The organism is Natrinema marinum (assembly GCF_024296685.1).
GTDB classification, from domain to species: domain Archaea; phylum Halobacteriota; class Halobacteria; order Halobacteriales; family Natrialbaceae; genus Natrinema; species Natrinema marinum.
The window spans coordinates 1-26883 of the sequence record NZ_CP100763.1; the positions used below are offsets into that span (position 1 = coordinate 1).

Below are 26883 nucleotides of genomic sequence, written 5' to 3' on the forward strand. Positions count from 1 at the left end.
CAAACCGATCCGCTGTGATCGTCGACGGCCGCGTGCTGCGCGAGGATTTCGTGCCCAGCGAGGTGGTCCACCGCCACGACGAGGTGAACCTCCTCTCGGAGACCCTCGAGCCCTTGCTGTCCGACGGCCGGCCGGACCCGGCCTTCCTGTTCGGGCCGACGGGCGTCGGCAAGACCTGCCTCGCCCGGTATACCCTCGCCCAGTTGCGCGATCAGGAGCCGACGGTGCGGGCCGCCTACGTCAACTGCTGGCAGGAGTACACCCGCTTTCGCGTCCTCTACGGCATCCTCGAGTCGCTCGATCGAGCGGTCGACGTTCACCGCTCGACGCCGAAAGACGAACTGTTCGACCGGCTCTCGCGAGCCGACGGGGAGCCGATCGTCGTCGTGCTGGACGAGGTCGACCAGCTAGAGGAGACCGGCGCGCTGTACGATCTCCACCGCCTGCCACACGTCTCGCTGATCCTGATCGCCAACCGCGAGGAGGAGTTGTTCGCGAGCTTCGACGACCGGGTGCGCTCGCGGTTCCACGCGGGGACTCGGGTTCGGTTCGACCGCTACGGCACCGACGAACTGGCGACGATCCTCGCCGAACGGGCCGAACAGGGCCTCGAGCCGGGTGTGGTACGCGAGTCGCAGCTACGGACGATCGCCGATGCCGCGTCGGGTGACGCTCGCGTCGGGCTGGGAATCCTCCGCTCGGCCGCCCGTCGCGCGGACCGCGAGGGACGGGCGTCGATCACCGACGACGTTCTCGAGGCGGCGATCCCGGACGCGCGGACGGCGATCCGCCGGCAGACCGTCGAGGGGCTGATCGAACACCAGCGGGTGCTGTACGACGTGATCGCCGACGCCGGCGAGATCGAACCCGGCGACCTCTATGCCGAATACGAGCGGCGGGTCGACGAGCCGAAGACGACCCGGACGCTGCGCAACTACCTGACGAAGATGGTCCACTACGATCTGATCGAGGCGGTCGGCAAGCGCCGCGGCCGGACCTACCGGCTCGTCGCCGAGGACGACGCGGACGGCTCGAGCGACGATTTGTAGCCCGTTTCTCGGTCCGCCCGCGGTGGCGCGCTCGTTTCGGAAACCGATATCGGAAATCGGAACTATCCTGCCAGCGGCTCCCTGACGGTCTATTTCGGCGCTTCCGAGGTTTTTCGGAAGTATCGGAAACCGTGCTCCGTCGCTTATGGGCCGCTCGCTCGAGTCTGCACACATGCACCGACTCGAACTCGAGCCCGGAGTGACGCTGTTGAACGTCCCGTCGCCGCGGTCGGGGATCGTTCACCGACTGGTCTGTGACCGACTGGCCGACGACGCTGGTGGCGGCGACGGCGGCTCGGCCTACTGGATCGACGCGCGGTCGGCGGCGTCGACCCACGCGCTGTACGACCGCGCCTCGAGCCCGCGCGTCCTCGAGCCGTTGCGGGTCGCGCGGGCGTTTACCGCCTACCAGCACCACTCGCTGGTGCGAACGGTCGCCCGGCGGGCGGGGCCGACGACGGCGCTGCTCGTCGCGCCGAACGTCGCCAGCCTCTACCGAGACGACGACCTCGCGGCGTGGGAACGCGAGGACCTGCTCGCCGCGAGCCTCGAGATCCTGTCCGAACTCGGGCGCGTGCTCGACTGCCCGGTGCTCCTGACGAGCGCCGGCGACGGGGACGAGGGCTCGGACGCGGTCGCCGACCGCGCGGACACCGTAATCGAGTGTACCCGTACGCGTGAGGGGATTCGATTCGAGGCCGCGGGCGACGGTCCGTCCTCGACGGACGCCACGGCGGGCTACTGGCACGGGTCCGTCTGGCAGACGACGATCCCCTACTGGGTCGAGGTCTGCGGCGCCGTCGACGCGGTCGACCCCGTCGTCGCCGCTCACGACCGCGGGCTGCTCGAGGTGATCGGCTGATGGGGCGGACGAACCCGACCTACCGCGACGCCCTTCGCAGGCTCGAGTCGGAGTGGGAGCCGATGCGGCGGGCGCTGCGCCGGGAGTACCAGGACGACTTCGATCGGCTGTTCGATCGGGCGCGGGAGTTCGCCGACGCGGCGGGCTACGCCAACCCGCCGGACCCCGAGCGCGCGCTCGTGTTGTCGCTGTTGCTCGCCCACGAGGTCGAACTCCGGCGGCTGCGAGCCGAACGCGACGTGAACGGGGATCGAGCGGCCGGCGATCGACGAACGGACCGAGAGGGGACCGACGGATGAGTCCCTTCACCCTCGAGTTCGAGGACGGGACCGTCAGGGAGTGGACCCTGACCGACCAGGGGGCCGAGCCGACGACCGTGGCGGACTACGCGCCGTCGCTGTTCGTCGCCGGCCCGGACGACGCGCTCGCGGCCCTCCGCGAGCGCCTCGAGTCCGATCCCAAGGTCGTCGCGACCGGCATCGAGCGGTGGGCGACGAGCCTCCACGAGGCCCACGCGGGCGATCGCAGTCCCGTCTTGCGGGTCGACCTCGAGCGCGTCGGCGAGGTTCGGACGCTGGCCCGTGAAGTCCGGGGCGTCCACGAGCGCGAGACCCACGCCCCTGGGACCTTCCGCCTGTTCGACGTGGACCTCGCGCCGGGTTTTCGCTACTGTCTCGATCGGGGGCTCGATCCGACGCCGGCGCGCGAACTGCGGACGCTTCGGCTCGCGCTCGACGAGGCCGCGCTGGCCGACGGCGATGTCTCGGCGCTGGAACTCGAGGACGAGGCGGTCGCGGGCGACGAGACGCGCGTCCTCCGGACGCTCGGCCGTCGCCTCGAGTGCGAGGATCCGGACGTGCTCGTGGTGAGCCACGCCGATCTGGTCCCCTTGCTCGAGCGGCGGGCCGAGGCGCTGGGACTCGACGAGTTCTCGCTGGGGCGGCTGCCGGGCTGGAGGACGCTCGCGAGCGAGAACACGTACGCGAGCTACGGCCGGGTGGGTCACTCGCCGGCGCGCTACCGCGTGCCGGGTCGAGCGATCGTCGATACGTCGAACAGCTTTCTCTGGCACCAGTCGGGACTGGCCGGGATCCGCTACATGGTCGAGCGGACGGGCCGACCGCTCCAGGAGGCTGCGTGGGGGAGCATCGGGACGCTTCTGACCGCGAGGCAGATCCGGCTCGCGCGTCGGGAGGAAGGGGTGCTCGCCCCGTGGAACAAATGGGAGCCCGAGCGGTTCACCGACGTGGCGACGCTGCACGCGGCCGACCGCGGCGGCTTCACCTTCGCCCCCGAGGTCGGCTTCCACGAGGACGTCCACGAGATCGACTTCGCGTCGCTGTACCCGCGGATCATCTGCGAGCGCAACGTCAGTCCGGAGACGGTCGGCTGCGGCTGCGAGGGCGCCGGTGGCCACCGCGTCCCCGACCTCGAGTACGAAATCTGCGACGACGGGGGCTTTCTCCCCGCCGTCCTCGAGCCGCTGATCGCCGAGCGAGCGGCCATCAAACGGCGACTCGCCGACGGCCCCGACGAGTCGGCGGCCGCCCGGCTCCGCGCCGAATCGGGCGCGATCAAGTGGATCCTCGTCTCCTGTTTCGGCTACCAGGGGTACCGAAACGCCAAGTTCGGCCGGATCGAGTGCCACGAGACGATCAACGCCTACGCCCGCGAGATCGCGCTGACGGCCAAACGACGACTCGAGGACGCCGGCTGGCGGATCGTCCACGGCATCGTCGACAGCCTCTGGGTGACCCCGCGGACCGACGAGCCGGAGCCGATCGCCGACATCACCGCCGCCGTCTCTGACGCGGTGGGGATCCCGCTCGAGCACGACGGCAGCTACGAGTGGGTGTGTTTCGTGCCGCGTCGGGACTCGATCTCGAGCGGTGGCTCCGGGGGCCTCGCCGACGCGACCGCGAGGGGGACCCCATCGGCGGGCGCGCTGACGAAGTACTTCGGCAAACGACGGGACGGCGAGTACACGTTCCGGGGGATCGAGTCGCGCCAGCGGAGCACGCCCGCGTTCGTCGCGGACGGTCAGCGCGCGTTCGTCGCGGCGCTCGACCGCGAGCGCGACCCCGAGGCCGTCTGCGACGTACTCGGCCGACGGCTGGCCGAACTCCGCGACGGAGCGGTCGATCCGTCTGCCCTCGAGATCACAAAGCGGGTCTCGAAACCCCTCGCCGAGTACGGCCGGCGGACGCACACCGTGGCGGCGCTTCGGCGGTACGAGCGCCGGGGAATCGACCGCCGTCCCGGACAGTCCGTCACGTACGTCGTCGTCGACGACGATGCCCGCGGCCCCGAGCGCGTTCGCCTCGCGGTAGCGGAGCCCTGCGAGTACGACGCGGACTACTATGCGAGGCTGCTCGTGCGGGCCTGCGAAAGCGTCGTCTCGCCGCTCGGCTGGGACCGCGCCCGGATCCGGCGCTCGCTGCGCGACGGCCGGTCCGTCCGACTGTCGACGTTCACCGACTGAGCCGGCTCCGATCGCCGCGCTATCGAGACGGTCACGGCGGGCAGAGTCTCAGGCCGAGGTGAAGACGAGCGCCAACCTTACACTGCTCGCCGATCTTTTGGACCGTATCATGACTGTACCGAACTCGGCAGGCCCGATCCCGTTCCGGCCCCGATGGGGCGGCTATCACGGCGGGCGACCGCCCGCCGCTCGAGCGGAGAGCCCGTCGACACGCGCCGCGAGCGGGGCCGGTCGGCTTCGCCGGCCGGTTCGGAACCCCACGTATATCCGTATTCGCCGCGAAAGCGGAACCAATATGGACGGGTTTAGCTCGCGACCGGCGGCGCGGCGGGGGTCGGTCGATCCGGGTCGTCGCAGTCCGACAGTCGACCGACGCCGGGTCCGCGGAACGAACGCCGACACGAAACCACCCGCGGTCGACGAGGTCGATGCCGCAGTCGACCGGACGGATGCTCCGACCGATGACTGATTCAGGCACTTCGCGACCCGAGCCGGCACAGATCCTCCTGGTCGAGGACAATCCCGGCGACGTCCGCCTGACGAAGGAGGCGTTCAAACAGGGCCGCATCGAGAACGACCTCCACGTCGTCTCCGACGGCACCGAAGCGCTCGACTTCCTCACGCAGCGCGGCGACTACGCCGACGCCCCGCGGCCGGATCTCGTCTTGCTGGATCTCAACCTCCCCGGCAAGGACGGCGAGGACGTCCTCGAGGAACTCAAGGACGATCCGGCGCTGCGATCGATTCCGGTAATCGTCCTGACGAGTTCGCGAGCGGAAGAAGACGTGGTCAAGTCCTACGAACTCCACGCCAACGCCTACCTCACGAAGCCGGTCGACCCGGACGAATTCATCGAGACGGTCCGGGCGTTCGAGAAGTTCTGGTTTTCGGTCGTGCGGCTCCCTCCGGAGGTCGATAACTGATGAGCGAAACGGACACACAGGCCGGCGGCGAGCAGGGCCAGGAGGCCGCGGACGCGCTCCACATTCTCCTGATCGAGGACAATCCCGGTGACGCCCGGCTGATCCAAGAGATGCTTCGGGATACCGAGGAACTCGCCCAGCGGGTGAGCCCCACCGAGGCGACGGGCCAGACCCCGGAAATCTCTCGACAGACTCGCCTCGAGGAAGGACTGGCGGCCGCCGACTCCGATTCGACCGACATCGTCCTGCTCGATCTGAACCTCCCCGACAGCGAGGGGCTCGCGACCCTCGAGACGGTCCACGACGAGGTCGGCGAGACGCCGATCGTCGTCCTGACCGGTGTCCGCGATCAGCAGGTCGGTGTCAGGGCGATCCAGCGCGGCGCACAGGACTTCCTCGTCAAAGACGAGGTGACCAGCGAACTGCTGGTGCGGACGATCCACCACGCGATCGAACGTGCCTATCAGGAACGCGAGCGACGCCAGCAACGCGAGCAACTCGAGGCGCTCAATCGGCTCAACCGCGTCGGCCACGATATCACGCACGCGGTGATCACGACCGAGACGCGGGCGGAACTGGAACAGCAGGTCTGCGACCGGCTGACCGACTCCGATGCCTATCGGTTCGCGTGGATCGGCGGGCTCAACCCGGGCAGCGATCGACTTGTCCCGAAGGCGGCGGCCGGCGTCGAGGACGGCTACCTCGACGAGATCGACGTCTCCGTCGACGAGGACGACGAGACCGGGCAGGGGCCGGCGGGAACGGCCGTCCGAACGGGACAGGTCCAGGTCATGAGCGATGTCAGTACGGAATCCGGCTACGAACCGTGGCGGGAGGCAGCGCGCGCCCGCGGCTATCGGTCCGGGGCCTCGATCCCGATCGTTCACGAGGATCTCGTCTACGGCGTCCTGAACGTCTACTCGGACTCGTCGCGGGCCTTCGAGGGCCCCGAGACCGCTATCCTCGCCCGGATCGGCGACGTCATCGCCCACGCGATCACCGCGATCGAGCGCAAGGACGCGCTGGTTAGCGACGCCGTCATCGAACTCGAGTTCCGCGTCGATTCGATGGCCGAGCCGCTGATCGACCTCTCGGCGAGCGAGTCGTGTGCGATCGAGTTCGAGCAACTCGTCGGCGGCGACGAGACGTTGCTGGCCTACGGTTCGGCACACGGCGTCGCCCAGGAGACGTTCGCCGAAGTCATCGAGCGGACCGACGGCCTCGGCGACGTTCGGTTCCTCTCCGCCGGCCGCGACGAGTTCGAGTTCGAACTCGTGGCTCCCGCGGCCGTCTCACTGTTCGAGACGATCGCCACCCACGGCGGCCGCGTCGCGTCGGCCACGATCGCCGACGGCGAGTTTCGGTTCGTCGTCGAACTCCCACGCGGGCGGGACACGCGCCGGACGATCGAACTCATCAAGGAAAAGCGCGACGACGTGACCTACCTCGCCCAGCGCACCACCGAGCGCGGCGACCGCAGCGATTCGGCCACCCCGTCGGTCATCGAAGACGAACTGACCGACAAGCAGCGCGCGGCCCTCGAGACGGCCTACTTCGCGGGCTACTTCGACTGGCCCCGCGGGAGCACCGGCGAAGAGATCGCCGAGCGGCTCGGCATCGCGCCCGCGACGTTCAACCAGCACCTCCGGACGGCAGAGCGGAAGTTCTTCAACTCGATCTTCGGGGAGTAGTTAGAGCCCGACGCCGTCCGCGATGAGTTCGTGCGAGCGCATCACGTCGTCGTGGTCCGCGATGATATTCTGGACGATCACGTCGTCGACGCCGACTCGATCCGTCAGTTGCTCGAGCAGGGCAGCCACCGTCTCCGGACTCCCCGAGATCGACCGCGGCCACTCGCCGTCGGGGAGCGGGTTCGGCGTCGGATCGGGGACGCCACCGAGCTCGTCGATCGCCGCCTCGACGGACGGGCGCGAGCCGACGACGCCGCGTCGCATCCGCTCGTAGGTCGCCTCGGCGGTCGCTCGCAGTCTGGCCGCCTCGTCGTCGGTCGCGGCGCAGGCGACGTTCATCGCGAGCATCCCCGTCGGTTCGTTGGGTCCCGCGCCGAGCGGCGACGGCTCGAACTGCTCCCGATAGGCCTCGAACGCACGCTCGGCGAGGGCCGGCCTGATGAACCCGGCGAAACAGTACCGGAGGCCGAGTCGGCCGGCGATCTCGGCGCTCGAGGGGCTCGAGCCGAGCACCCACACCTCGGGAACGCCGTCGGCCGATCGCGGCAGGTTCAAGTCGGCGTACTCGTGGCCGTCCGGAAAGCCGTCGTAGAGGTGGCTGACCGTCGCGTCGATCTTCTCGGCGTGGTCTTCGTCCGGATTTCGCTGTTGTCGGTCGGTCCCCAGCGCGCGATCGGCAGCCGGAATCCCGGTCGCTCGACCGAGCCCGAGGTCGATCCGGCCCGGTGCCAGCGCGTCGAGAGAGGCGAACGTCTCTGCGACTTTGAACGGCTGGTAGTGGTTGAGCAACACGGTTCCGGAGCCGACGCGGATATCGTCGGTTTCGGCCGCGAGACGCGCGATCAGGACTTCTGGGGTCGTACTCGCGATCGAATCGGCCATCCCGTGGTGTTCGGCCATCCAGTACCGCTCGTAGCCGCGTCGCTCGGCGACGCGTGCGAGTTCGACCGTGTCTTCGTACGCGTCCGTTGCGGACCCGTTTTCGGGCACCGGCGCGAGATCGACGATCGAGAGATTCACACCGGAGATTCGGGACAGGACGCCCAATAACCGTTCGGTCCGGCCGCTCGAGCGGGGGATCGATCTGTGTCCGATAAAAAACGGTGTTACGCGCTGCGCGGTTCGGTCGCGGGCGGGGTCACGTCCTCGGCCGGCCGGGCGGCCATCGCGACGAAGACCATCGAGAACCCGGTGACGAGGAGGTTGACTCCCACGAGCAGGCCGATCGCCCAGGCCGCGGTCCCCGGGAAGCCGGCCCAGAGGAGCGCGGCGAGGACCAGACCGACGACGCCGCTGATGGCGACCGCGGTGCGGCTTCGGGAGCCGGGCATCCGCATCGCCAGCGCGAGTTCCGCGATACCGTCGACGACCAGGTACGCCACGAGCGCGATCGTCAGGGTGATCAGCGCGACGGCGGGCGCCGCGAGGACGGCGATGCCGGCGACGACCGAGACGACCGCGAGGGCGATCTGCCAAAGCGAGCCGCGCCACCCACGCGCCGTGAAGGCGTGGATCCCGTGGACGATCCCGCCGACGACCAGGAGCGCGCCGATCGCGAGCGATACCGATAGCCCCGTGACGAGCGGGAACGCTATCGCCAGGATCCCGATCAGCCCGACGATCGCGCCCGCGATCGCCAGGGTCCGCCATTCGTTCTCGAGGGAGTATCCCTCGCCGGGCATGGTGTCTACAGTGTCGTTGCTCATTGAACTCACCGGTATAGTATACGTCGTATACGTATATAAAACAAATACGCGATTTGACATTAGGTCACGGGAACGGACCGGTCCGAAACCCGGACGAACGGCGCTTCCGGGCCGTCTCGAGACGGAATCTGTTCGGTCGTGTGGCGACGTGACTGCCAGAGCGCGGCTATTATTGCCGTCGGAACGACAAATCGAACCGTGAGCGACGAACGCGACGCCGATCGTCGGGTCTGCGAGCTCTGTGGCGAACGGGTCCCCGCGGCCGTCTACCGCGAGCACCTGCTGAAAACGTGCCCCGGTCGCGAGGAGGAGTCGAGTGAGTAACCGCGTGAGCCGACCGGCGGTCGCTCAGACGCCGGCGTCCGACGAGGATCCCGGCCCACCCTCGAGTTGCCGGTAACAGTAGTACGAGTAGGCCGCGGTGATGACGGCCGTCAGGAGCGCGGGGACGACGAGGAAGTAGACGGCGTACTCCCCGAAGAAGAGACCGATCAGCGAGACGACGGCGGTGAGTTTGAACAGCCGACTACCGAGTTCGTGCGTGCGGTCCCAGACCGTCTCGTTGCTGAGCGTCCAAGGCGTTCGGATGCCGACGAACCAGTTGGGTTCCGCGTGCGTGAGCAATTCGCCGACGGCGTAGAAGAGGACGGCGACCGCACCGAGGACGAGCAGCGTGAAATCGAACGCGTAGCCGAGGTTGAACGCGAGAATGCCGACGTGGAGGACGAACATGAACCCCGCGAAGGCGACGACGAACCAGTCGTAGGCGGGGCGGAAGGTCGCGACGTTCTCCCCGAGCGGGTCGATGCGGGGGACCAGCGCGAGGAGCACCACCAGCGCTCCCGAGAGCGCGGGAACGAACGCGAGACCCAGCGACTTCGACATCGTTCCGTTCGGTTCGCCGGCGGCGTTCCAGTGGGTTACGAGCCGGTCTGGAAGGTCCGGTGCCGCGAGAACGCTCGCGAGCCCGGCGAGGACGACGAACCCGCCAGCCAGCGCCAGTCGATGAGAAGTGTTCATATCAGTTGATACGACGCCGGTGCGTATTAACCAGCGGGGTCGCGCCGGCGCGTGCGTGTCGCCCGCGATATCGTCGTTCTCTCGAGACGAAGCGTAGCAAAACACCTATCCGGGTCGTCGGAATCACGGACTGATAGTGACGGGAAATTCGTATACCGCCATTCGACGGTGCCCGGAGTGTGATCGGGCCGTCAATCGATTCGTGAACGGTGCCCGGTGTCCCTCCTGCCGGGCGGCCGTCTTCGGCGCACAGTCCTCCGATGAAGTGGGGAACGCGACCTCGAGTTAGTCCCCGCACTCGCGGCGACTTACTTCTCCTCGACGTGGCGGACCTCGCAGGCGATGCCGCGCGTGCTCTCTGCCATCTCGCGGCCGAACATCTCCGCGCGGCCGACGGCGAACGCCTGCGGCCCCTCGACGAGCACTTCGTCGCCGACGCGGATCTCCTCGTCGGCGTCGACGACGCCCGGCGCGAGGACGCTGCCGTGGGGGACGAAGCCGTCGATCTCGACTCGCTTGACGGGCGCATCGCTCTCGAGCCATCGCTTGGCTCCCTCGAGCGTAAAGGAGAGGGTGCCGTACTGGGGGACCATCGTCGCGAGCTGGGTGTCGTCGGGGTCGCGGACCTGGATCTTCGGGTAGCGGCTGGTCGTCTGGATGTCCTCGAAGAGGTCGTCGCCGGCCCCGTCGCCGAGCAGGTAATCCGCGATGGCGCGGACGGTGTTGTGCTCGCGCTCGCGCTTGGAGTACTTGAGTTCGCCCGATAGGGCTTCCGAGAGGTTCGCGAGCGACTCGTCGGCCGTCGGATGGCCGCCCTCGGGGACGGTGTAGGTGATCTCGAGGTCGAGGCTCTCCTCGACGCGCTCGACGATGTCGCGGTAGCCCTCGTCGGGGACGTGCGCGACGATTTTCGGGTACTCGTTGCGCTCGAGGTAGCGCTCGAGGACCGCGCTCACGAACTGCTTTTCGTCCTCGGACCAGCGGCCCGTGACCACGGTGTCGTAGTGCTGTGCGGGGTAGGTCGTCTCGAGTTCCTGGGGGACGACGCCGATCGGTGAGGTCATCGAGACGAGGTGGGCCCGCCACTGGATGGCGTCGTGGAACTGGCGGTGGCTCTGGGACTCGCTGTAGGGTTTGGCGGCCGAACAGGGGACCAGCACGAGCGGGTTTTTGAAGCGGTTCCGGTACCGCGTCGTCACCCGGTCCGCGAAGCGCTGAATTTCGACCCGGCGGAGCGTGTCCGCGGTCGCGGCGCTGATCTGGGCGTCTCGGAGAATTGGTGTCCGCTTCTCGAGGTAGCCCCACTGCGAGTCGAGTTCGCGCATCGCCGCGGTGAGCCACTGGTCCTGTCGGGCCTGTCCCTCGACGTAGTCTCGCAGGCGCCCGTCGCGGATCCGCCGGCGGACGATCGCGAGTTCGGCTTCGAGCGCGTTGACGTTGTGTTCGGCGCAGTCCTCACGGGTAAACTCCTCGCGTGGCTGCCGGCAGGCCGGACACGAGCAGGGGAGTTCCTCGAGGTCCTCGAGGAAGTACGCCTCGTCGGTCGTCAGATACCGCCCTTCGGTCCCCTTCACGACGGCCGCGGTTTCGTCGAAGAGGTCGACGCCGGCGTAGGCCAACACGGCGACGTTTCGCGGCGTCGCCACCCCGGAGAACAGCACGGCGGTGTCGGCCGGAATCGCCTCGCGGACGCTGACGACGGCTTCGACGAGCGCCGCGCCGTGGCCCATCACGGACTGGCCGTTCGACAGGGCGTAGGCGTCCGTCCCGTGGTTGTCGGCCTGCTCGCTCGAGACGACGGCGACGCTGGGGTAGTCGACGTCGGGGTAGTCGACGGCGAACGACTCTTGGACTTCCTCGGGAGTCCCCCCCGGAAACGCCCGGTGAGGGAGGACGGTCAGCCGCGAGTCGTCGCCCTCGGGAACGTCTCGGTCCGCGCTCCAGAGCGAGCCCGCATCCTCGAGAATATCGTCGACGAGTGCGGGCGTCGTCACCGGCGACGAGAGGCGGAGTTCGCCCACGCGCGCGGCCCCGTCGCGCTCGTGGATTTCGAAGTAGTCGGTCATACGCGATATGACCGGGGCGAGCGAAAGAGGCTGTCGATAGCGAACGATCGCGCCCTCGAGTGTGGACGCGCTGTAGGTCATCGGTACGGTTCGATGATCGTTCGGTACGGTAATTGGTAGTAGGCGAGTAAAGTCACGATAATCAACCTTTATGCTATTGGAGTCGAAGTTCGAATCATGCCAGCACCTGAATCACAACCGAAGCTCCGATCGAAGGACGGCCTTCGCGCCGTTCTCGCCGTCCTGTTGGTCGCAGCTGTCGGCGTCGCGACGATCGGTTTGCCCGCCGTCTACGGCGGCATGACGACCACTGCAACCGCAGCACAGCCTTCCCCCGACATCGAATCGTACGACAGCGTCGCCCAGGCCGAGTCGGGCCTCGGTCCGGCCGACGAGATCTACCTCCGCGAGGACGGCAGTGCCGTCCTCCAGTACGACAGTCAGTCTGATTCCGGCACACTCGATCTGGGGATGGACGTCAGCGAAGGGCTCGTCCACGTGCTCGTCGTCGACAACATCAGCAACGAGGATGCCGAGTACGAGGAAGCGAGTTTCTCGGCGCTCCTCAATCAGGAGGGGCTCTCCGGAGACGGCTCGCTCGTGATGGAACAACCGGATTCGCTGAAAGACCTCTCCGTCGACATCTCGGGCGAGGTCTCCGAAGAAGCCAACCAGTTCGACGCGACCGCCTCCGGCACGTTCGAGAGCGAGTCGTCGGGCATGGGCATCGGGGCGGTCAGTACCGATGGAACCGTCTCCGCGACCCCCGATCGACTCGAGACGAGCGGCTCCGTCTCGGTCGACGGCGGGATGGGCGCGACCGGTGGCGACATGCAGATGGACGTTTCCTTAGCGGACACCGGGAGCAGTTACGTCCTCGACGTGAGCCAGAAGCAGCCGGTCTCCGACTGGTCCGCCAGCCAGTGGGAGACCCGAGAGAAAGCCAAACAGACCCTCCAGCAGCAGTACGGAAACCTCGCGACGGGGCTGGGCGGCTCCAGTGAGATCACGATCTCGAGCTACGACTTCGAGGAGCGATCCACCGGCCAGCACCGTCTCGAACTCGACTTCACCGTCGAGTACACCGGGATCGACAGCGGTATCGAACAACAGCTCGCGACCCAGCTCGCCAGCGATCCGACGACCGATCTGAGCCAGTCCGAAGCCGACGAGATCGCAGCCACCGTCACCGACCTCGAGATCGAGACCCTCGAGTTCACGCTCGACAGCAGTAGCGGCTCGATGGAGGCCACGTGGAACGTCGCCATCGCGAACTACGACGAACTCACGCTCGCGATGCTCGACCTCGCCGAGGCGAGTTCGACCAGCAGCGGCATGGCCCAGGAGGACCTCGAGAAGATGCGAACGAGAATCGAGGCACAGCAGGCGGCCGGCCTCGAGTCGACGTTCGAGTGGGACGTCTCGATGGAGCAGACGTCCGACCAGGAGATGACGCTCGACGCCGAAGCCACGGGTGACACGAACAATTGGGACGCGTACATCGACGAACTCGAGTCGCGAGACGTCGAGCCCCCGCAAGACGTCACATTCGAGATGACCGCCGAGACGAACGACGGCGAACTCGCGCTCGACGCGCAGTTCGAACTCGAGGCCGAGGATCTGGCCAGCCAGGCGGTCAAAAGCTGGGCCCAGTCGATGCAGGGTGCGCCGACGGGAACGACGATGTCCTCGGACACCAACGAGTTCGTCACGGCCCTATCCGAGTCCGAACTCGAGGTCGCCCGGGTCGACGCGAACCTCGGCGACGGCACGGTGCGCGTCGAAGGCGGTGCGAAGTTCGAGGACATGAGCAAGATCACGAGCACCATCAGTGACTCCCTCGCCATCAGCGGCGTCTCCTCCGAGATGAACGGCGACACCGCGTCGATGTACGTCTACGTCGACAGCATGGGCGATGTCGACACCGCGTCCGCGACGAAAGCGGATATCGAACACCTCAGCGTCGTCGGGAGCGAGACGACCGTCCACGCGGCCGGCGAGTGGGACGAGGAGTTCCCGTCGGTCGACGCCGAAGCGATGAACAACTACCTCGAGAGCGAAAGCGGCGGCGACGAAGGAGACGACGAGGGCGGCGACAGTGTCCCCGGCTTCGGATTCGGGGCCAGCCTCGCGTCGGTCGCCGCGTTGCTGACGGCGCTCGTCCTCCGACGGCGCGAGTAGGGCGGTCGAACGACGACGCGTTTTTTCGAGGGGCACTGTGCCAGCGACGAATCGATAGTCGATCCCACAGGTCGACCGTCGTCCCGTCGGCGTGACGAGCGACCTTGTTTCGCGAATCAGACCAGATACGGTTTATTTGCCGGTATTCAATACCCGGTATGGAACCACCGATCGCAGCTACGGGTGACGGAGCAGTCGGGCGCCGGACCGTCCTCGGTAGCGTCGCGGCCGCCTGTCTCGGCTCGATCGCCGGGTGTGTCGGCGACGAAGGGACCGCGAACGCCCCCGATCCGATCAGTATCGACGCGGAACACGCCTGTGACAACTGTACGATGGCCGTCGGAAATCACCCCGGTCCGGCCGGCCAGTCCCATTACGAGGACCCGACGGCCGTCCTCGACGAGGACCGGCCGGCGCAGTTTTGCAGCACGCTCTGTACGTACGCGTTCACGTTCGACCAGCAGCGCGAAAGCGAGCCCGTCGTCTCGTACCTGACCGACTACTCGGCGGTCGAGTACGAGGTCGACGACAGCGGCCAGCGGACAGTCATCTCTCGTCACCTCGAGGCCGACGCGTTCGGCGATGTCTCGGGGCTCACCATGATCGCCGACAGCGATGTCGAGGGCTCGATGGGGAGAACGATGATTCCGTTCGGCGACGCCGACGAGGCCGAGGAATTTCAGGCCGAATACGGCGGCGATAGCTACGAAAATGACGAAGTCACGCAGGAACTGGTAATGTCGCTGATGAACTGACCGGCGGATCAGTCCGGTAGGGAGGTCGGTTCTCGACTGCGAGCGTCGACTACCGGTTCAACACCCACGTCGCGATGCCGAGCGACGCGCCCGTCCAGCCGCCGAAGCTTAGCAGGCTCGCGATCGGTGCCGCCGCCGCGGGTCCGGTCCCCGACGCGACGACGATGGCGCTCTCGAAGACGAGCCCTCGATAGGCGCTGAGCGGGCTGATCGCGAGCGCGTAGACGAGGCTCTCGTCGCCGATTGCGCCGGCCGAGAAGCCGTAGACCAGCGCCAGGTCCAGCCCGACCAGCAGGACGACGAGCGCGACCACCGACAGCGCGAGCGCGCTGCGCGTGCCGCTGACCACCGCCGAGATCGCGATCGCGACGGCGAGGACGGTCAGCGCGAACAGCACCGTCAGGACGACGAACCGGGCGAACAGGACCGGCGAGTCGGCACCGGAGTGCGAGGCGTACAGCGTCCGGCCCTCGTCTTCGAAGACGACGACCGCGAGCGCGGCGAGGACGAGCGGGACGACGACGGCGGTCACCAGTCCTATCGCCCGTCCGGCGTAGACGCCGAAGACGATATCGCGGCTCGAGACGGGATATGTCTGCAGCACGTCGAGCTCGCCGCGCTGTGCGTCGCCGAGGATGGCGCGATAGCCGAAGGCGACGGCGACCACCGGGACGAGCAACTCGAGCGGCGTGAGCAGGTCGACCAGCGTCGGGACGTAGCCGGCGCGGACGCTCCCGCCGACCCAGGCGATGCCCAGGACGACGGCGGTGAACGCGAGTCCGAGAACGAAAAACGTCCGAGTGCGCGCGACCGTGCGGAGTTCCCGTCCGACGATCGTCTCGAGACGGCGTCTCGAGCCGGGGGCCGTCGGTCGCGAGCGGTCGGACTGCGTCCCCTCCCCTGTGGTGGCCTCGCCGGGCCGGGTCGCGTCGCCGCTCATGCGCGCTCACCCAGTACCGCCACGGTGTCTCGCTCGCCGCCGACGGCCTCGTCGTAGACCGGGCGCAGCGAGGCGGCGCCCAGACGCTCGCGCAGGTTGGCCGTCGACCCCTGCTCGACGGTCCGTCCGTCCGCGAGGATGAGCACGTCGTCGGCGACCCGCTCGACGAGTTCCAGGTCGTGGGAACTCAACAGGACCGCGATCCCGTCGTCGGCGAGGGTCGACGCCACGTCGAAGACGTGCAGCCGCATGCCGGGATCTAACCCGCTGCCGGGCTCGTCGAGGATGACGATCGGGGGGTCGCCGATCGTCGCCTGCGCGATGCCGAGCAGCCGCGTCATCCCGCCGGAGAGGGCCTCGACGTTCCGATCGGCCGCGTCCTCGAGGCCGATCCGCTCTAGCTGTGCCATCGCGTCGGTCTCGTCGCCGCCGACGAGCGACGCGTAGAAGCGAAGCGTCTCGAGGGCCGTGAACCCAGGCCGAAACGCCGGATGTTGGGGTAGGTAGCCGATCCGTCTGGCGGTGTCGGGACCGTTGTACGCGACGTCGCCCGCCGTCGGCTCGTGGAGGCCGGCGAGGACGCGGATGAGCGTCGTCTTGCCGGAGCCGTTCGGGCCGATCAGGGCCGTCACGCGGCCGCGTTCGACGGTCGCGGAGACATCCCGGAGCACGGAGACCGCCCCGTAGTCGTGGTCGATACCGGTCGCCTCGAGGATGGGTGTCGTGTCAGTCATTGCTCGTCTGCGTCGGTTCGTAACAGGTCCAGGCGTCGTCGGCCCACTCGGTCCGCTCGAGCAGGTCGGGATTGTTCGGCGCGCAACTCGGCGCTCGGTCGACGATGCTGCCGGTCCGCATCCCGGGGACGGAGCCCTCGAGTCCGGCGAGGGCCTCGAGTGCCGGTGCCCGGGCGAGCGTCGGCGTTCCGTCGGTTCGATGCAAGCGCCTGTCGACGGGATCGGTCGGCGAGTACGTCAGATCGGACTGGCCACCGCTGGCGACGCCGGCGGCGCCCTGCCAGTAGTTGCCGCGGCCCTCGTGGTTCCAGACCCGGAGTGGGCCCGACATCGCGGTGGCGTGGACGTCGTTGCCGACGAAGTCGTTGTCGACGACGCGGTTCGTCGGTAACATGGCGCTCGCCTCCGCGCCCACGTCGTTGCCGACGATGACGTTGTGCTCGTAGATCGACGTGGTCGAGTCGACGCGGAGCCCGAGCCCGTTGTTCGCCACGAGGTTGTACGCGACGTAGGTTCCGCTCCCGCCCGGGCTGATGCCGGCTTCGGCGTTCCGGACCGCGTTCCCGACGACGGCGTTCCGTTCGGGACCTGTCATGATCATAATGGCGTGGTTGGGCTGCTCGCGCAGGGCGTTGTCGGCGACGAGGCTGTCGCCCGTGTACATCAGGTGGACGCCGAGGAAGTTGTTCTCGATCGTGTTCGATCTGACGACGGTCTCGGGCGCCCGGTAGAGGTAAACCCCGTTTCTGCCGCCGCGGAACGTCGAGTTCTCGACGACGCTGGGCGACTGGAACAGCAGGGCTCCGGCGAGCCCGTCGGTCGGACCGGGCCCGGCTACCGTCGTGTTCCGGACGACGGCCGCTTCGCTCTGGTAGGCGATGATCCCGCTGGCCGGCGTCTCGATGCTGACGTTCTGGACGAGAAGGCCCGCCGCGCCGTAGGCCGCGATCCCGGCGTCGGTCCCGGCGTAATACTTCGTGAACGTGGCGTCCCACGCCTGTTCGTCGATCTCGACCGGCAGGTCGCCGCCCTCGCGCGTCACGTTTCCGACCCCGGTGATGTCGATCCCCCGAACCGCCGCTCGCTCGCTGGTGACGGTGATCACCGAGCCGTTGCCGTCGCCGCGAAGCGTCGCGTTCCCCTCGCCGGCGAGCGTGATCGGGCGATCGATCTCGATCTTCTCGGCGTACGTCCCGTTCGGGAGAACGACGGTCGTGTTCGCCGGCGCCCGATCGATCGCCGTCTGGACGGTGGCCGCGTCCTCGCCGACGACCAGCGACGTCGGTCGCTCGGCGAGGGTAGCCGACTGCCCGACCCACTCGTCCGCTCGCTGCCGGTGGTCGTCGACCCGGTCGCGAGCGATCGCCGCGTCGTCGCGGTCGAACGAGCGCTCGAGGACCCCGTCCCACTGCACCACGGTGCCGCCGTGCTCGTCGGTGAACGCCTGCGCGTCGTCGCGGTCGGCGAACGGGACGACGGTCTTCCCGGCCGGGGTCCGCGCCTCGCTGTCGACGACGAACCACGCCGTCTCGGCGTCGGTCCAGCCGGGCGAGCCGTCGGTCACCGGGTAGCCCTCGTCGGTGAGTTCGACTCCGGTGTCGCCGTAGTCGGAGACGTACACCGCCAGTGGGTAGCCGAACCGCTGGCCGTGGGCCGGCTGTCGCTGGTTCTCGACGAACGTCTCGACGCCGTAGTAGCCGACGACGTACTGATACTGGGAGTAGAACACCTGCGCGCGCGGGAGTTCGACCGCGTCCTCGAGCGAGTACTCCGACTCGAGCGTGAGACCGACGGACACCGTGTCGTCGAACGCGACGGGCTCGGGCGAGGTCGATCCCACGTCGACGGCGAACAGGCCCGCAGCGCACAGAGAGGTGACGAGCAGGAGGCTCAAAAAGACGGTGCTGGCGGAGCGATCGATCACGGCCGGTAGTTGGTGACTGAACGAAATATAGGGACTGGTCCGAACGTCGAACCCGCGCCCCCTCACATTCTACGGGCTCCGATCGGGGACCCTCGCGCTACGCGGACTCGAGAAAGCGCGCCGTCGCTGACGTGCGGCCGCGGTTGAACGAGAGGATCGAGATTCGGATCGGGTCGGTCACCTCACAGTCGTCGGGGACGTCTTCGATGAAGACGACGAACCCCTCGACCTTGCCGACCGCCCGGCGCTCGCCGGAGTGGTGGTCGGTGAACTCGCTGATGGCGACCGTCACGGTGTCGCCGATGTCGACCGGCGGCGCTCGTTTCTGCGCCGCTTCGTGGCGCTCTCGAGACCGCCGCTCGCTGGCAGATCCGCTCCGACCGCGGACCCGTCTAAACAGCACCGCGCCGAACGCGAGGGCGACGAGACCGCCACCGCCGAGTATCGCTGGATCGAGCATACCGAAGTCGGTGCTCGCCCGGCTCTTCGGTGTTGCGGTCCTCTGTTCGGTTCGATCGCCCCGAGTTCGCTTCCGACGGCCGCGAGGTCACCGTCGACTCCCGACGACGTATCGATCGCGGTCGACGACTCGACCTTCGAACGGCGAATCGGTGCGGCTCCGATTCGACGGCGCAGCGGCGGCTACGTCCCGTCCGCGGCGAGGTCGATGCGCGCGACGCCGTCGGGTACGCGCTCGAGGACGCTCGCGGGCCAGCCGCGGTGAGCGAGGGTGAGCTCGGTTTCGGGGCTCGTCTCGGCCAGCCGAGCGATGCCGTCGGCCGCGGCCGCGAGCGCCGCCCGGTCCGTTCGCTCGGGGACTTCGGCGGTGAGCGGATAGCTCTTCGAGAGCGCTCGCGGGAAGGGGCCGAACGGCGGCTGGACCCGCCAGACCTCGTCGTAGCCGTCGTCGGGCGCGGATCTGTCGACCGTGAGCAACAGCGAGTCGGGGACCGAGAGGCGCTCGAGGCGCTTGTGGTGGCGCAGGACCTCGGGGCGGCGCGCACTCTCGTGAGAGGCGTAGAAAAAGGACCCCTTCGAGACGGGGTCTGCGCGCTCGAGTTGGTCGGCGTGGTCGAGCAGCGTCCGATAGCCGTCGAGCATCGTCGGATGGGCGCGGGCGCGCTGTTCGACGAGTTCGAGTAAGTTCCCGGCGCGAATCGCCTGTTTGATCCGGCGGATCTCGGCGAAGGTGACGTGGAGATTGTGGGCGGCGAGTTCCGACTCGCGCTCGTCGTCGGGCAGTGCGCGGAGTTCGTCCGGCGAGTGATCGGTACAGACGGCACACGAACACGGGAGGTAGTCGATGTCCTCGAGCGCGCGGGTGCCACGCACGGTCAGATAGCGGTCGTCGCGTGCGTAGAGCGCGTAGGCCGCCGAATCGAACAGGTCACAGCCCATCGCGACGGCGAGCGCGAACATCATGGGGTGGCCGGCCCCGAAGAGGTGGACGGGTGCGTCGGCACCGAGCCCCCGTTTGGCGGCGGCGACGACGTCGATCATGTCGTCGTAGCGGTAGTCGTTCATCAGCGGGACGACCGCGCCGACCGGGAAGACGTCGAGGTCGGTCCCCTCGGCGTGGCGGCCCGCGCGCTCGCGCAGGTCGGGGTAGGTCGATCCCTGGACGGGCGCGCTGACGAGCATCTCGCCCGTGTCGACCGCGTCGGCGATCTCGAGGCGCTCCTGGGTCGTCTCGAGTTCGGTCTCGGCGCGCTCGCGGGAGACGTCCGGCGGCGTCGGGATGTCGACGGGAGTGGCGATGTCGGAGCCGATCTCGCGCTGGAAGGCGAGGATTTCCTCGGTGGTCACGTCGATCTCGCCGTACTCCGACAGCTGGAACGAACCCGAGTCGGTCATGATCGCCCCCGGAAAGTCGAGCATCTCGTGGAGCCCGTCCTCGAGGGCGCGCTCGCGGAGAGCGTCGTCCCCGTGGATGATGTAGGAGTTGGTGATGAGGATCTCCGCGCCGAACTCCTCGGCGAGCCGGCGGGGACCGATCGTGTCCAGATTCGGGTTGATCACCGGCAGCAGCGCCGGCGTCTCGACGGTAACGCCGGCACGCGGGACGGTGAGTTCGCCGATGCGGCCGCCGGCATCGGTATCCCGGAGTTCGAAGCACTCGCGCATTGGGCGTCAGTTGGCCGGTCCGACGTAAGTCCTGACGGTTTTCGACCGGCTCCCCGGTGACCCGTGAAAATCGGTGCGAGAAGCCTCCTCAGGTGCGTGATCGGCGTTTCGATTTCGACAATTCGGACGGTCGGCAGTCGCAACCCCAACATTCGTACCGCCGGAGTCGCGGCATGTATCACCCTTGGGATCGTTCCGTCTCCGCGATCGAGACAGTCATCCATCGCGAGTGGGCGGCCGCGAGATGCGTGCCGGTCGCGTGATTCTAACAGTAGCTTTCTCGGAGACAATCCCGTAACAGTCGCCTCGTTTTAGCCCGCGTCCGAGGGTAGGACGGTGCGCATGGTTTCACGACCGCAGACGATCGGTGTCGTCTTCGTCGCGTTGTTGCTCACACTCGCGGGGGGTCCCACCCTCGCCGGTGCGGCAACGACGGCGGATCACGACGCCGGAGACATGGGCGAATCGGATTCCGAATCGGGCGCGGCGCTACAGAACGTCACCGTCGAGACGCTCGAACTCGAGAACGTCACGATCGAGAACGCGACGATCGAGGAACTGACCGTCGAGCAACTCGACGCCGACGTGCAGCAACTACAGGAGGAACTCGGCGTCGAAAACGAAACTGCCGGTACCAACGAGAGCGCGAACGCGACTGCCGCCGGAAACGAGACCGGCAACGTGACTGTCTCGGACGTTCGGCTCGAGTCGCTCGAACTCGAGAACGTCTCGATGGAGGATCTCGAGCGCGGAGCGAACGCTTCCGCCGACGCGGGAATGAACGAATCCGAAGACGCGGGGATGAACGACTCCACCGACATGGAGACGAACGCCTCCGCAGATGCGGAGATGAACGAGAGCGCCGGCGAGCAGGGGCTGATCGACGAGAACGCGAGTCAGGTCACGGTCCAGAACCTGACGATCGAGACGATGACCGTCGAGCAGTTGACGATCGAGGAGCTGAGCGTCACCGGCGCGGCCGGTATGGACGGTGCAGCCGGGGCGAACGAGACGGTCGACGGTATGGCTGCGGACAACGCGACCGACGGCAACGATACCGAGGATGTGTTCGGGGAGAACGTCACGGAAGAGCCACCCTCGATGGAAGACAACGTGACGATCGGCGATAACCTCACCGAAGGTAACGCGACAGACGGCAACCGCTCCGAGGCGAACGCCAGCGACGAGAACGCCACGCAGGAAATCGAGAACCTCACGATCGAGCAGTTCCACGTCGAGGAGCTGACGATCCAGTCGATGACCCTCGAGTCGGTCGAAGAAGGCAACGAAAGCGACGACATGGCGATGGACGCCAACGAGAGCGACGACATGGCGGTGGACGATGCGACCGACGACCTCGAGGGCGGCGCCGACAACGCCACGATGGCTGAGGACGACAACGCCACGATGGCTGAGGACGACAACGCCACGATGGCCGACGACGGCAACGCGATGATGACCGCCGACGAATCGGCCGGTCACACCATCGCCTCGCTGAACGCGTCGTCGATCACGATCGAGAACGCGACCGCCGACGCCCTCTCGGTCGGCGACGCGAGCGAACTCGCGGGTATCAGCGGTAACGAGACCGCGACCACTGACGCCGGGATGAACGAGAGCGCCGGCGATGAGATAGACACCAACACCACCGTCGGTGCGAACGAAACCAACGAGACCGACAACTGACGCTGCGCTGCCGTTGGCGCTGCTATTCGTTTTCTTGCCCCCGTAACCGATCGGCGTCGAGCCGCGGCCGTACGCCGTTGCTCTCGAGCGACCGAAGTTAGGAGAACGCGAGGCGACCCCAGACGAAGGCGCTTTAGGCGCTGGCCCGCTTGCTGCTTCTAATGAGTAAACCCACGCCCGAGGTCTACGAGCAGGGCAAGGGCATGGACGCCCACAACCAGGCGATGCGCGAGATCCGCTCGCGCAAGGAGGCCAGCTACGACCCCCACGAGCCGACCCGCGTCTGGCTCGACGAGGACAACACTCCCGACGGCGTCAAACAGAGTCTGACGATTATTCTGAACACCGGCGGCTGCCGGTGGGCCCGCGCCGGCGGCTGTACGATGTGCGGTTACGTCGCGGAGAGCGTCGACGGGGGTTCGGTCTCCCACGAGGCGCTGATGGACCAGATCGACGTCTGTCTCACACACGAGGCGGAGAACGCCGACGAGCCGGCGGACCTCATCAAGATCTACACCTCCGGTTCCTTCCTGGACGAGCGCGAGGTCGGCGCGGAAAGTCGTCGAGCGATCGCCGACACCTTCGCCGACCGCGAGCGCATGGTCGTCGAATCGTTGCCGGACTTCGTCGACCGCGAGAAGATCGGCGACTTCACACAGCACGGGCTCGACACCGACGTGGCGATCGGCCTCGAGACGGCCACCGACCGCGTGCGCCACGACTGCGTGAACAAGTACTTCGACTTCGCGGACTTCGAGGCCGCCTGCGCGGAGGCCGCCGCCGCGGACGAGAACGCGGGCGGCGACGCCGACGCGGGGATCAAAGCCTACCTCCTGATGAAGCCGCCGTTCCTCAGCGAGCCCGAAGCCGTCGACGACATGGTCTCGTCGATCGAGCGCTGTGCCGGCGTCGAGGGCTGTCACACCGTCTCGATGAACCCGTGTAACGTCCAGCGCTACACGATGGTCGACGACCTCTACTTCGAGGACGGCTACCGCCCGCCGTGGCTCTGGTCGGTCGCGCACGTCTTGGAGGCGACGGCCGATACCGACGCGATCGTCGTCTCGGACCCGGTCGGCCACGGCTCCGAGCGGGGGCCCCACAACTGCGGGGAGTGCGACGACCGCGTCCAGAAGGCCATCAAGGACTTCGACCTCCGGCAGGATCCAACCGTCTTCGAGCAGGTGTCTTGCGAGTGCGAACTCACCTGGGAAACCGTCATCGAGCGCGAGCGGAGCTTCAACCAGCCGCTCGCGCGATAGCACGCCACAGCGTCCCAGTCGTCCCTCGAGCCGAGAATCGGGATCGACTATTTTACGTTCGGCCGGCGAACGATCGGTATGGCGCTGTCCGATTATCTGAACGAACTCGAGCCCACACTGATGATCGCCATCGGTTTCGTCCTGTTTATCATCCCCGAACCCGCGACCTCCGCGTTCGGCGCGGGCCTGATGCTGCTCGGTGCGAGCTGGTGGTTCTACGAGTGGGGCCGCTAACCGAGTTCAATCGCCGGCGGCCGTCCCGTCCGAGACCGAGCGCGTCGATTCGGCGTCGACGCGTGGGACCTCGAGCGTGACGACGGTCCCCCGCGGCTCGTTGTCGGCGAAGGAGAGTCTGCCGCCGGCCTGCGTGACGACCCAGTTGACCAGCCAGAGGCCGAGCCCGCTGGCGTGTCTGAGCTGGGTGATCTCCCGGTCGCCCTCGAGCAGTTCTCGCTCCTCCTCGGGCATGCCGGGCCCGTCGTCGGCGACCGTCAGCCGCAGCATCTCGTCGTCCGGGCAGTCCCGAAGGGTCACGTCGACCGTCGGTCGCGCCCGGTCGTTGTGCTCGACGGCGTTCTCGAGGATCTGGAAGACGGCCGTCTCGAGGTACTCGTCGGCTCGAGCGAAGCGCCGGTCCGGCAGCGAACTGGAGATCTCGGCGTCGTGGTCGCGCTCGAGCCGGTCGATCGCCTCTTCGATGGTCGTGGTGAGATCGATCGGCCCGGCCGCGACTTCGTCGCGGTCGAGGACCCGTTCGACGGCGCGGGTCTTTCCCGCGAGGCCGATGAGCTCGCTCGTCCGTTCTTTGATCGTCTCGACGTATTCGCTGTCGGCGTCGTCGACGGCGTCGGCGAGCATCTCGGCGCAGCCGTCGATGATGTTCATGCCGTTGCGCAGGTCGTGGCGCAGGACGCGATTGAGGATCTCGAGTCGCTTGCGCCGCCGTTTCTGAGTCGTGATGTCGGTGTAGAGGCCGAAGGTGTGGTTCGAGGAGCCGTCGGACTCCATCGGGACGATTCGCATCATGAACTCGCGCATCCCGTCGGCGGTCCGACGCGTGACTTCGGCTTCGACGGTCTCGCCGCGCTCGCTCTGGCGATTGAGTGCGGCGGCCTCCTCCCGCGCGTTGGCGGGAACGAGGTCGTCGTCGAGCGGTTCGCCGACGAGTTCAGCTTCCTCGTAGCCGAACACGCGCTCGAACGCCGGATTCACCGCCTCGACGATCGGCTCGCCGTCGCAGTGGCGCGCGCTGACGACCGCGTCGGGGACGTTCTCGAACAGCGCCGCGAACCGGTCGCGTTCCGACCGGAGACGGTCTTCGAACGCGAGGCGATCGAGCGCGTCGGCCACGTGCGAGAGCAGCAGTTCCGCCAGCTCCTCGTCGGCCGGGGTGAAGGCGTCCGACGCCGTCGAGACGGCCTGAAACACGCCGCGGTCGCCGATCGGGACGCTGAGTACCGACTCGATGTCGTCGATCTTCGGCTCCGTGTCGTCGTCCGCCGCGATGTCGTCGATCCGGCACGGCCGCTGCGTGCGATAGGTCTTCCCGGCGATGCCGTCGTCGATCGCCCGTCGCTCCGCGAGGTCGCTCTCGAGGCTGGACGAGACGGCTTCCCTGACGAGGGCGTCGCCGTCGGCCCTGTCGACGCAGCAGACGTCGAAGTTGAGGACGTCTTCGGCGGCTTCCACGGTCAGGTCGTAGATCTCGGCTCGGCTCTCGCAGTCCTCGAGCCGCGAGGCGACGCTGTGTAAGGCTTCGATCTTCGCTTTCCGATCCACCAGCTTCCGTTCCATGCGCTTGCGGTCGCTGATGTCGCGGGCGATGCCGACCGTCCCTTCGATCTCGCCGTCGGACCGCAACAGCGCCATGTTGACCTCGAGCGGCGTTTGCTCTCCGTTGGGACTGACCAGCGTGATCTCGAAAGTGACGACGTGTCGCTCGTCGTCGGCGACGAGCGCTCGAATGTGTCGGTTCCCGCGCTCGACGCTCTCGTCGGTGAGGATCGTCGAGACGTGCTCTCCGAGAAGGTCCGCGCGGTCGTAGCCGGTCTCTCCCATCATCGTGTCGTTGACGGTGACGAACCGACCCTCGCAGTCTAACTGATAGACGCAGTCGCCGACCGTCTCGACGACCGTCTTCGTTCGCTCGAGTTCGCGTTCGCGCGCGGCTCGATCGAGGGCGGCCTCGGCCGTCGTGGCGAGGACGTGGATCAGCGTGGCTTCGACGTCGTCGAGCGTCTCCGCCCCCGGCGACGCCACCGTCAGCATCCCGTGTTCGCCGAGGGGCTGGAGGATCGCCGTCCCGACCTCGGTCCGGATGTCGTACGGGATTCGCCCCGTCGAGACGTTCTCGACGACGGTCGGCTCCTCGTTCGTATAAGCGTCCCAGAGAACGGCGTCGTTCGGCCCGACCAGCGAGATATCGTCGGTGTGCTCGTCGAGCGTCGGCGTGACGCCGACGAGTTCGAGCCGTTCGGTCTCCTCGTCGTAGAACCTGATCGCGCCGAGCGACCGATCGATCACGTCTTCCGTCGCCGTCATTACGATGTCGGCGATCTCGTCGGCGGACTCGGCTCGCAGCAACTCGTTGACCGTCTCGTAGAGCGCCTCGAGTGCGTTCGCACGCTCTCGCTCGTCGGTCACGTCCTGGGCGAACGAGAGGACGCTGCTCACGTCTCCCGCGTCGTCGACCAGCGGCGTGTATGCCCACTCACAACTGACTATCTTGCCGTCCTTGCAGACGTTCCGTTCGAGACGACAGAACGGGTCGCCGTCGAGAGCGTCCTCGCGGAACGTCTCCCGTCGGGCCCGGTCCGTTTCGTGGTCGCATTCGGGGATGACGAGCTCGACTGCAGACTCGCCGACCGCCTCCTCGGCGGTGTAGCCGAACAACTCGGTGGCCGCCGGGTTCCAGTTTCGGATCTCGTATCTCGGCGTCCACTCGACGATGGGGATCGGCGATCGCTCGACGAGCGTCTCGACCCGGTCCGCGGAGACTGCTGTGCCGTCACCCGTGCCGGCCCGCCCCGTCTGTCGGCGATCCTTGGTCTCCTCGAGCAATTCGTCCGTCCGTGCCGCGAGCGTCTCGGTCCCCGCTGATCGGGGGACGTAGCCGTCGGCGCCCGCGGCGACGACTGCACCCGCGAGCGCTTCGCTGCCGTCGTCGGGATAGACGACGATCGGGAGCTCGGCTCGCTGGGCTCGAATCGCTTCGCAGAGTTCGATCGGCTCGGCGTCGGCCGCCTTCGCGACCACGACGCAGTCGGCACTCGAAAGGCTCTCGAGGCAGTCGTCGGCCGTCTCGACGGCGTCGGCAGCCACGCCGCGCTCCGCGAGGGCGCGTTCGATCGCGTCGGCCACGTCCGGATCGACGGTGACGACGCAGGCCTTCGTTCCAGTGTTCGAGCCCATCCCCTGTATTCCACTCGTTGCCAAGGAACGCGGTCATCATTACTGTTCGACTCGACTCACGAACTGA

General features: G+C 67.6%; 22 protein-coding genes. 12 read left to right on the forward strand and 10 right to left on the reverse strand.

Going from position 1 to position 26883, the window contains the following annotated elements:
* Nucleotides 1-14: 14 nt before the first annotated feature.
* The 6 genes from NKH51_RS00005 to NKH51_RS00030 all read left to right on the forward strand — a co-directional run bounded on the left by NKH51_RS00005 (nt 15) and on the right by NKH51_RS00030 (nt 7007).
* Entirely contained in the window at nt 15-1049 is a 1035-nt protein-coding gene (locus tag NKH51_RS00005) for a Cdc6/Cdc18 family protein (protein WP_254763192.1), read from the forward strand.
* 172 nt (nt 1050-1221) lie between these two features.
* On the forward strand, nt 1222-1911 hold the full coding sequence (locus NKH51_RS00010; RefSeq protein WP_254763193.1) for a hypothetical protein: 690 nt from the start codon (nt 1222-1224) through the stop codon (nt 1909-1911).
* Nucleotides 1911-2210: a DUF8156 family protein gene (locus NKH51_RS00015; protein WP_254763194.1), complete on the forward strand. Its 300-nt coding sequence runs from the start codon at nt 1911-1913 to the stop codon at nt 2208-2210. Before NKH51_RS00010 ends, NKH51_RS00015 begins: the two co-directional genes overlap by 1 nt.
* Entirely contained in the window at nt 2207-4393 is a 2187-nt protein-coding gene (locus tag NKH51_RS00020; protein ID WP_254763195.1) for a type B DNA-directed DNA polymerase, read from the forward strand. The genes NKH51_RS00015 and NKH51_RS00020 overlap by 4 nt, the downstream gene beginning before the upstream one ends.
* 461 nt (nt 4394-4854) lie before the next feature.
* Nucleotides 4855-5316 (forward strand): response regulator, encoded by a 462-nt coding sequence (locus tag NKH51_RS00025; protein ID WP_254763196.1) that lies wholly within the window; start codon nt 4855-4857, stop codon nt 5314-5316.
* Nucleotides 5316-7007, forward strand: a complete 1692-nt coding sequence (locus NKH51_RS00030; protein ID WP_254763197.1) for a bacterio-opsin activator domain-containing protein — start codon at nt 5316-5318, stop codon at nt 7005-7007. The genes NKH51_RS00025 and NKH51_RS00030 overlap by 1 nt, the downstream gene beginning before the upstream one ends.
* On the opposite strand, the gene NKH51_RS00035 is transcribed toward NKH51_RS00030, so the two are convergent.
* Nucleotides 7008-8027 (reverse strand): LLM class flavin-dependent oxidoreductase, encoded by a 1020-nt coding sequence (locus tag NKH51_RS00035; protein WP_254763198.1) that lies wholly within the window; start codon nt 8025-8027, stop codon nt 7008-7010.
* Between the two features lie 86 nt (nt 8028-8113).
* Nucleotides 8114-8713 (reverse strand): HdeD family acid-resistance protein, encoded by a 600-nt coding sequence (locus NKH51_RS00040; protein ID WP_254763199.1) that lies wholly within the window; start codon nt 8711-8713, stop codon nt 8114-8116.
* A 198-nt stretch (nt 8714-8911) separates the two neighbouring features.
* On the opposite strand from NKH51_RS00040, the gene NKH51_RS18770 reads away from it, so the two are divergent.
* Nucleotides 8912-9037 (forward strand): hypothetical protein, encoded by a 126-nt coding sequence (locus tag NKH51_RS18770; protein ID WP_256527486.1) that lies wholly within the window; start codon nt 8912-8914, stop codon nt 9035-9037.
* A gap of 24 nt (nt 9038-9061) precedes the next feature.
* Here NKH51_RS18770 and NKH51_RS00045 read toward each other — a convergent pair whose 3' ends face one another.
* On the reverse strand, nt 9062-9733 hold the full coding sequence (locus NKH51_RS00045; RefSeq protein WP_254763200.1) for an SdpI family protein: 672 nt from the start codon (nt 9731-9733) through the stop codon (nt 9062-9064).
* A gap of 308 nt (nt 9734-10041) precedes the next feature.
* Nucleotides 10042-11799 (reverse strand): archaeosine synthase subunit alpha, encoded by a 1758-nt coding sequence (gene arcS / locus NKH51_RS00050; protein ID WP_254763201.1) that lies wholly within the window; start codon nt 11797-11799, stop codon nt 10042-10044.
* 177 nt (nt 11800-11976) lie between these two features.
* Between arcS and NKH51_RS00055 the strand changes: the two genes are divergently transcribed.
* Nucleotides 11977-13980, forward strand: coding sequence for a hypothetical protein (locus NKH51_RS00055; protein ID WP_254763202.1), 2004 nt, complete (start codon nt 11977-11979; stop codon nt 13978-13980).
* Between the two features lie 158 nt (nt 13981-14138).
* Nucleotides 14139-14735, forward strand: a complete 597-nt coding sequence (locus NKH51_RS00060; RefSeq protein WP_254763203.1) for a nitrous oxide reductase accessory protein NosL — start codon at nt 14139-14141, stop codon at nt 14733-14735.
* A gap of 49 nt (nt 14736-14784) precedes the next feature.
* Here NKH51_RS00060 and NKH51_RS00065 read toward each other — a convergent pair whose 3' ends face one another.
* From NKH51_RS00065 to tgtA, 5 genes are all read right to left on the reverse strand, one after another.
* Nucleotides 14785-15675: an ABC transporter permease gene (locus NKH51_RS00065; protein WP_254763204.1), complete on the reverse strand. Its 891-nt coding sequence runs from the start codon at nt 15673-15675 to the stop codon at nt 14785-14787.
* Entirely contained in the window at nt 15672-16409 is a 738-nt protein-coding gene (locus NKH51_RS00070) for an ABC transporter ATP-binding protein (RefSeq protein ID WP_254763205.1), read from the reverse strand. Before NKH51_RS00070 ends, NKH51_RS00065 begins: the two co-directional genes overlap by 4 nt.
* Nucleotides 16402-18333: a NosD domain-containing protein gene (locus NKH51_RS00075; protein ID WP_254763206.1), complete on the reverse strand. Its 1932-nt coding sequence runs from the start codon at nt 18331-18333 to the stop codon at nt 16402-16404. The genes NKH51_RS00070 and NKH51_RS00075 overlap by 8 nt, the downstream gene beginning before the upstream one ends.
* A gap of 97 nt (nt 18334-18430) precedes the next feature.
* Entirely contained in the window at nt 18431-18793 is a 363-nt protein-coding gene (locus NKH51_RS00080) for a TRAM domain-containing protein (RefSeq protein ID WP_254763207.1), read from the reverse strand.
* A 182-nt stretch (nt 18794-18975) separates the two neighbouring features.
* Nucleotides 18976-20457: a tRNA guanosine(15) transglycosylase TgtA gene (gene tgtA / locus NKH51_RS00085; RefSeq protein WP_254763208.1), complete on the reverse strand. Its 1482-nt coding sequence runs from the start codon at nt 20455-20457 to the stop codon at nt 18976-18978.
* A 342-nt stretch (nt 20458-20799) separates the two neighbouring features.
* On the opposite strand from tgtA, the gene NKH51_RS00090 reads away from it, so the two are divergent.
* The 3 genes from NKH51_RS00090 to NKH51_RS00100 all read left to right on the forward strand — a co-directional run bounded on the left by NKH51_RS00090 (nt 20800) and on the right by NKH51_RS00100 (nt 23639).
* A complete protein-coding gene (locus NKH51_RS00090) occupies nt 20800-22143 on the forward strand; it encodes a hypothetical protein (protein WP_254763209.1) in 1344 nt (447 codons plus the stop codon).
* A 161-nt stretch (nt 22144-22304) separates the two neighbouring features.
* On the forward strand, nt 22305-23405 hold the full coding sequence (locus tag NKH51_RS00095; protein ID WP_254763210.1) for an archaeosine biosynthesis radical SAM protein RaSEA: 1101 nt from the start codon (nt 22305-22307) through the stop codon (nt 23403-23405).
* A 78-nt stretch (nt 23406-23483) separates the two neighbouring features.
* The gene (locus tag NKH51_RS00100; protein ID WP_254763211.1) at nt 23484-23639 is read left to right on the forward strand and encodes a hypothetical protein; all 156 of its coding nucleotides are present in this window, start codon (nt 23484-23486) and stop codon (nt 23637-23639) included.
* A gap of 6 nt (nt 23640-23645) precedes the next feature.
* On the opposite strand, the gene NKH51_RS00105 is transcribed toward NKH51_RS00100, so the two are convergent.
* Nucleotides 23646-26816 (reverse strand): PAS domain S-box protein, encoded by a 3171-nt coding sequence (locus tag NKH51_RS00105; RefSeq protein ID WP_254765180.1) that lies wholly within the window; start codon nt 26814-26816, stop codon nt 23646-23648.
* Nucleotides 26817-26883: the final 67 nt, after the last annotated feature.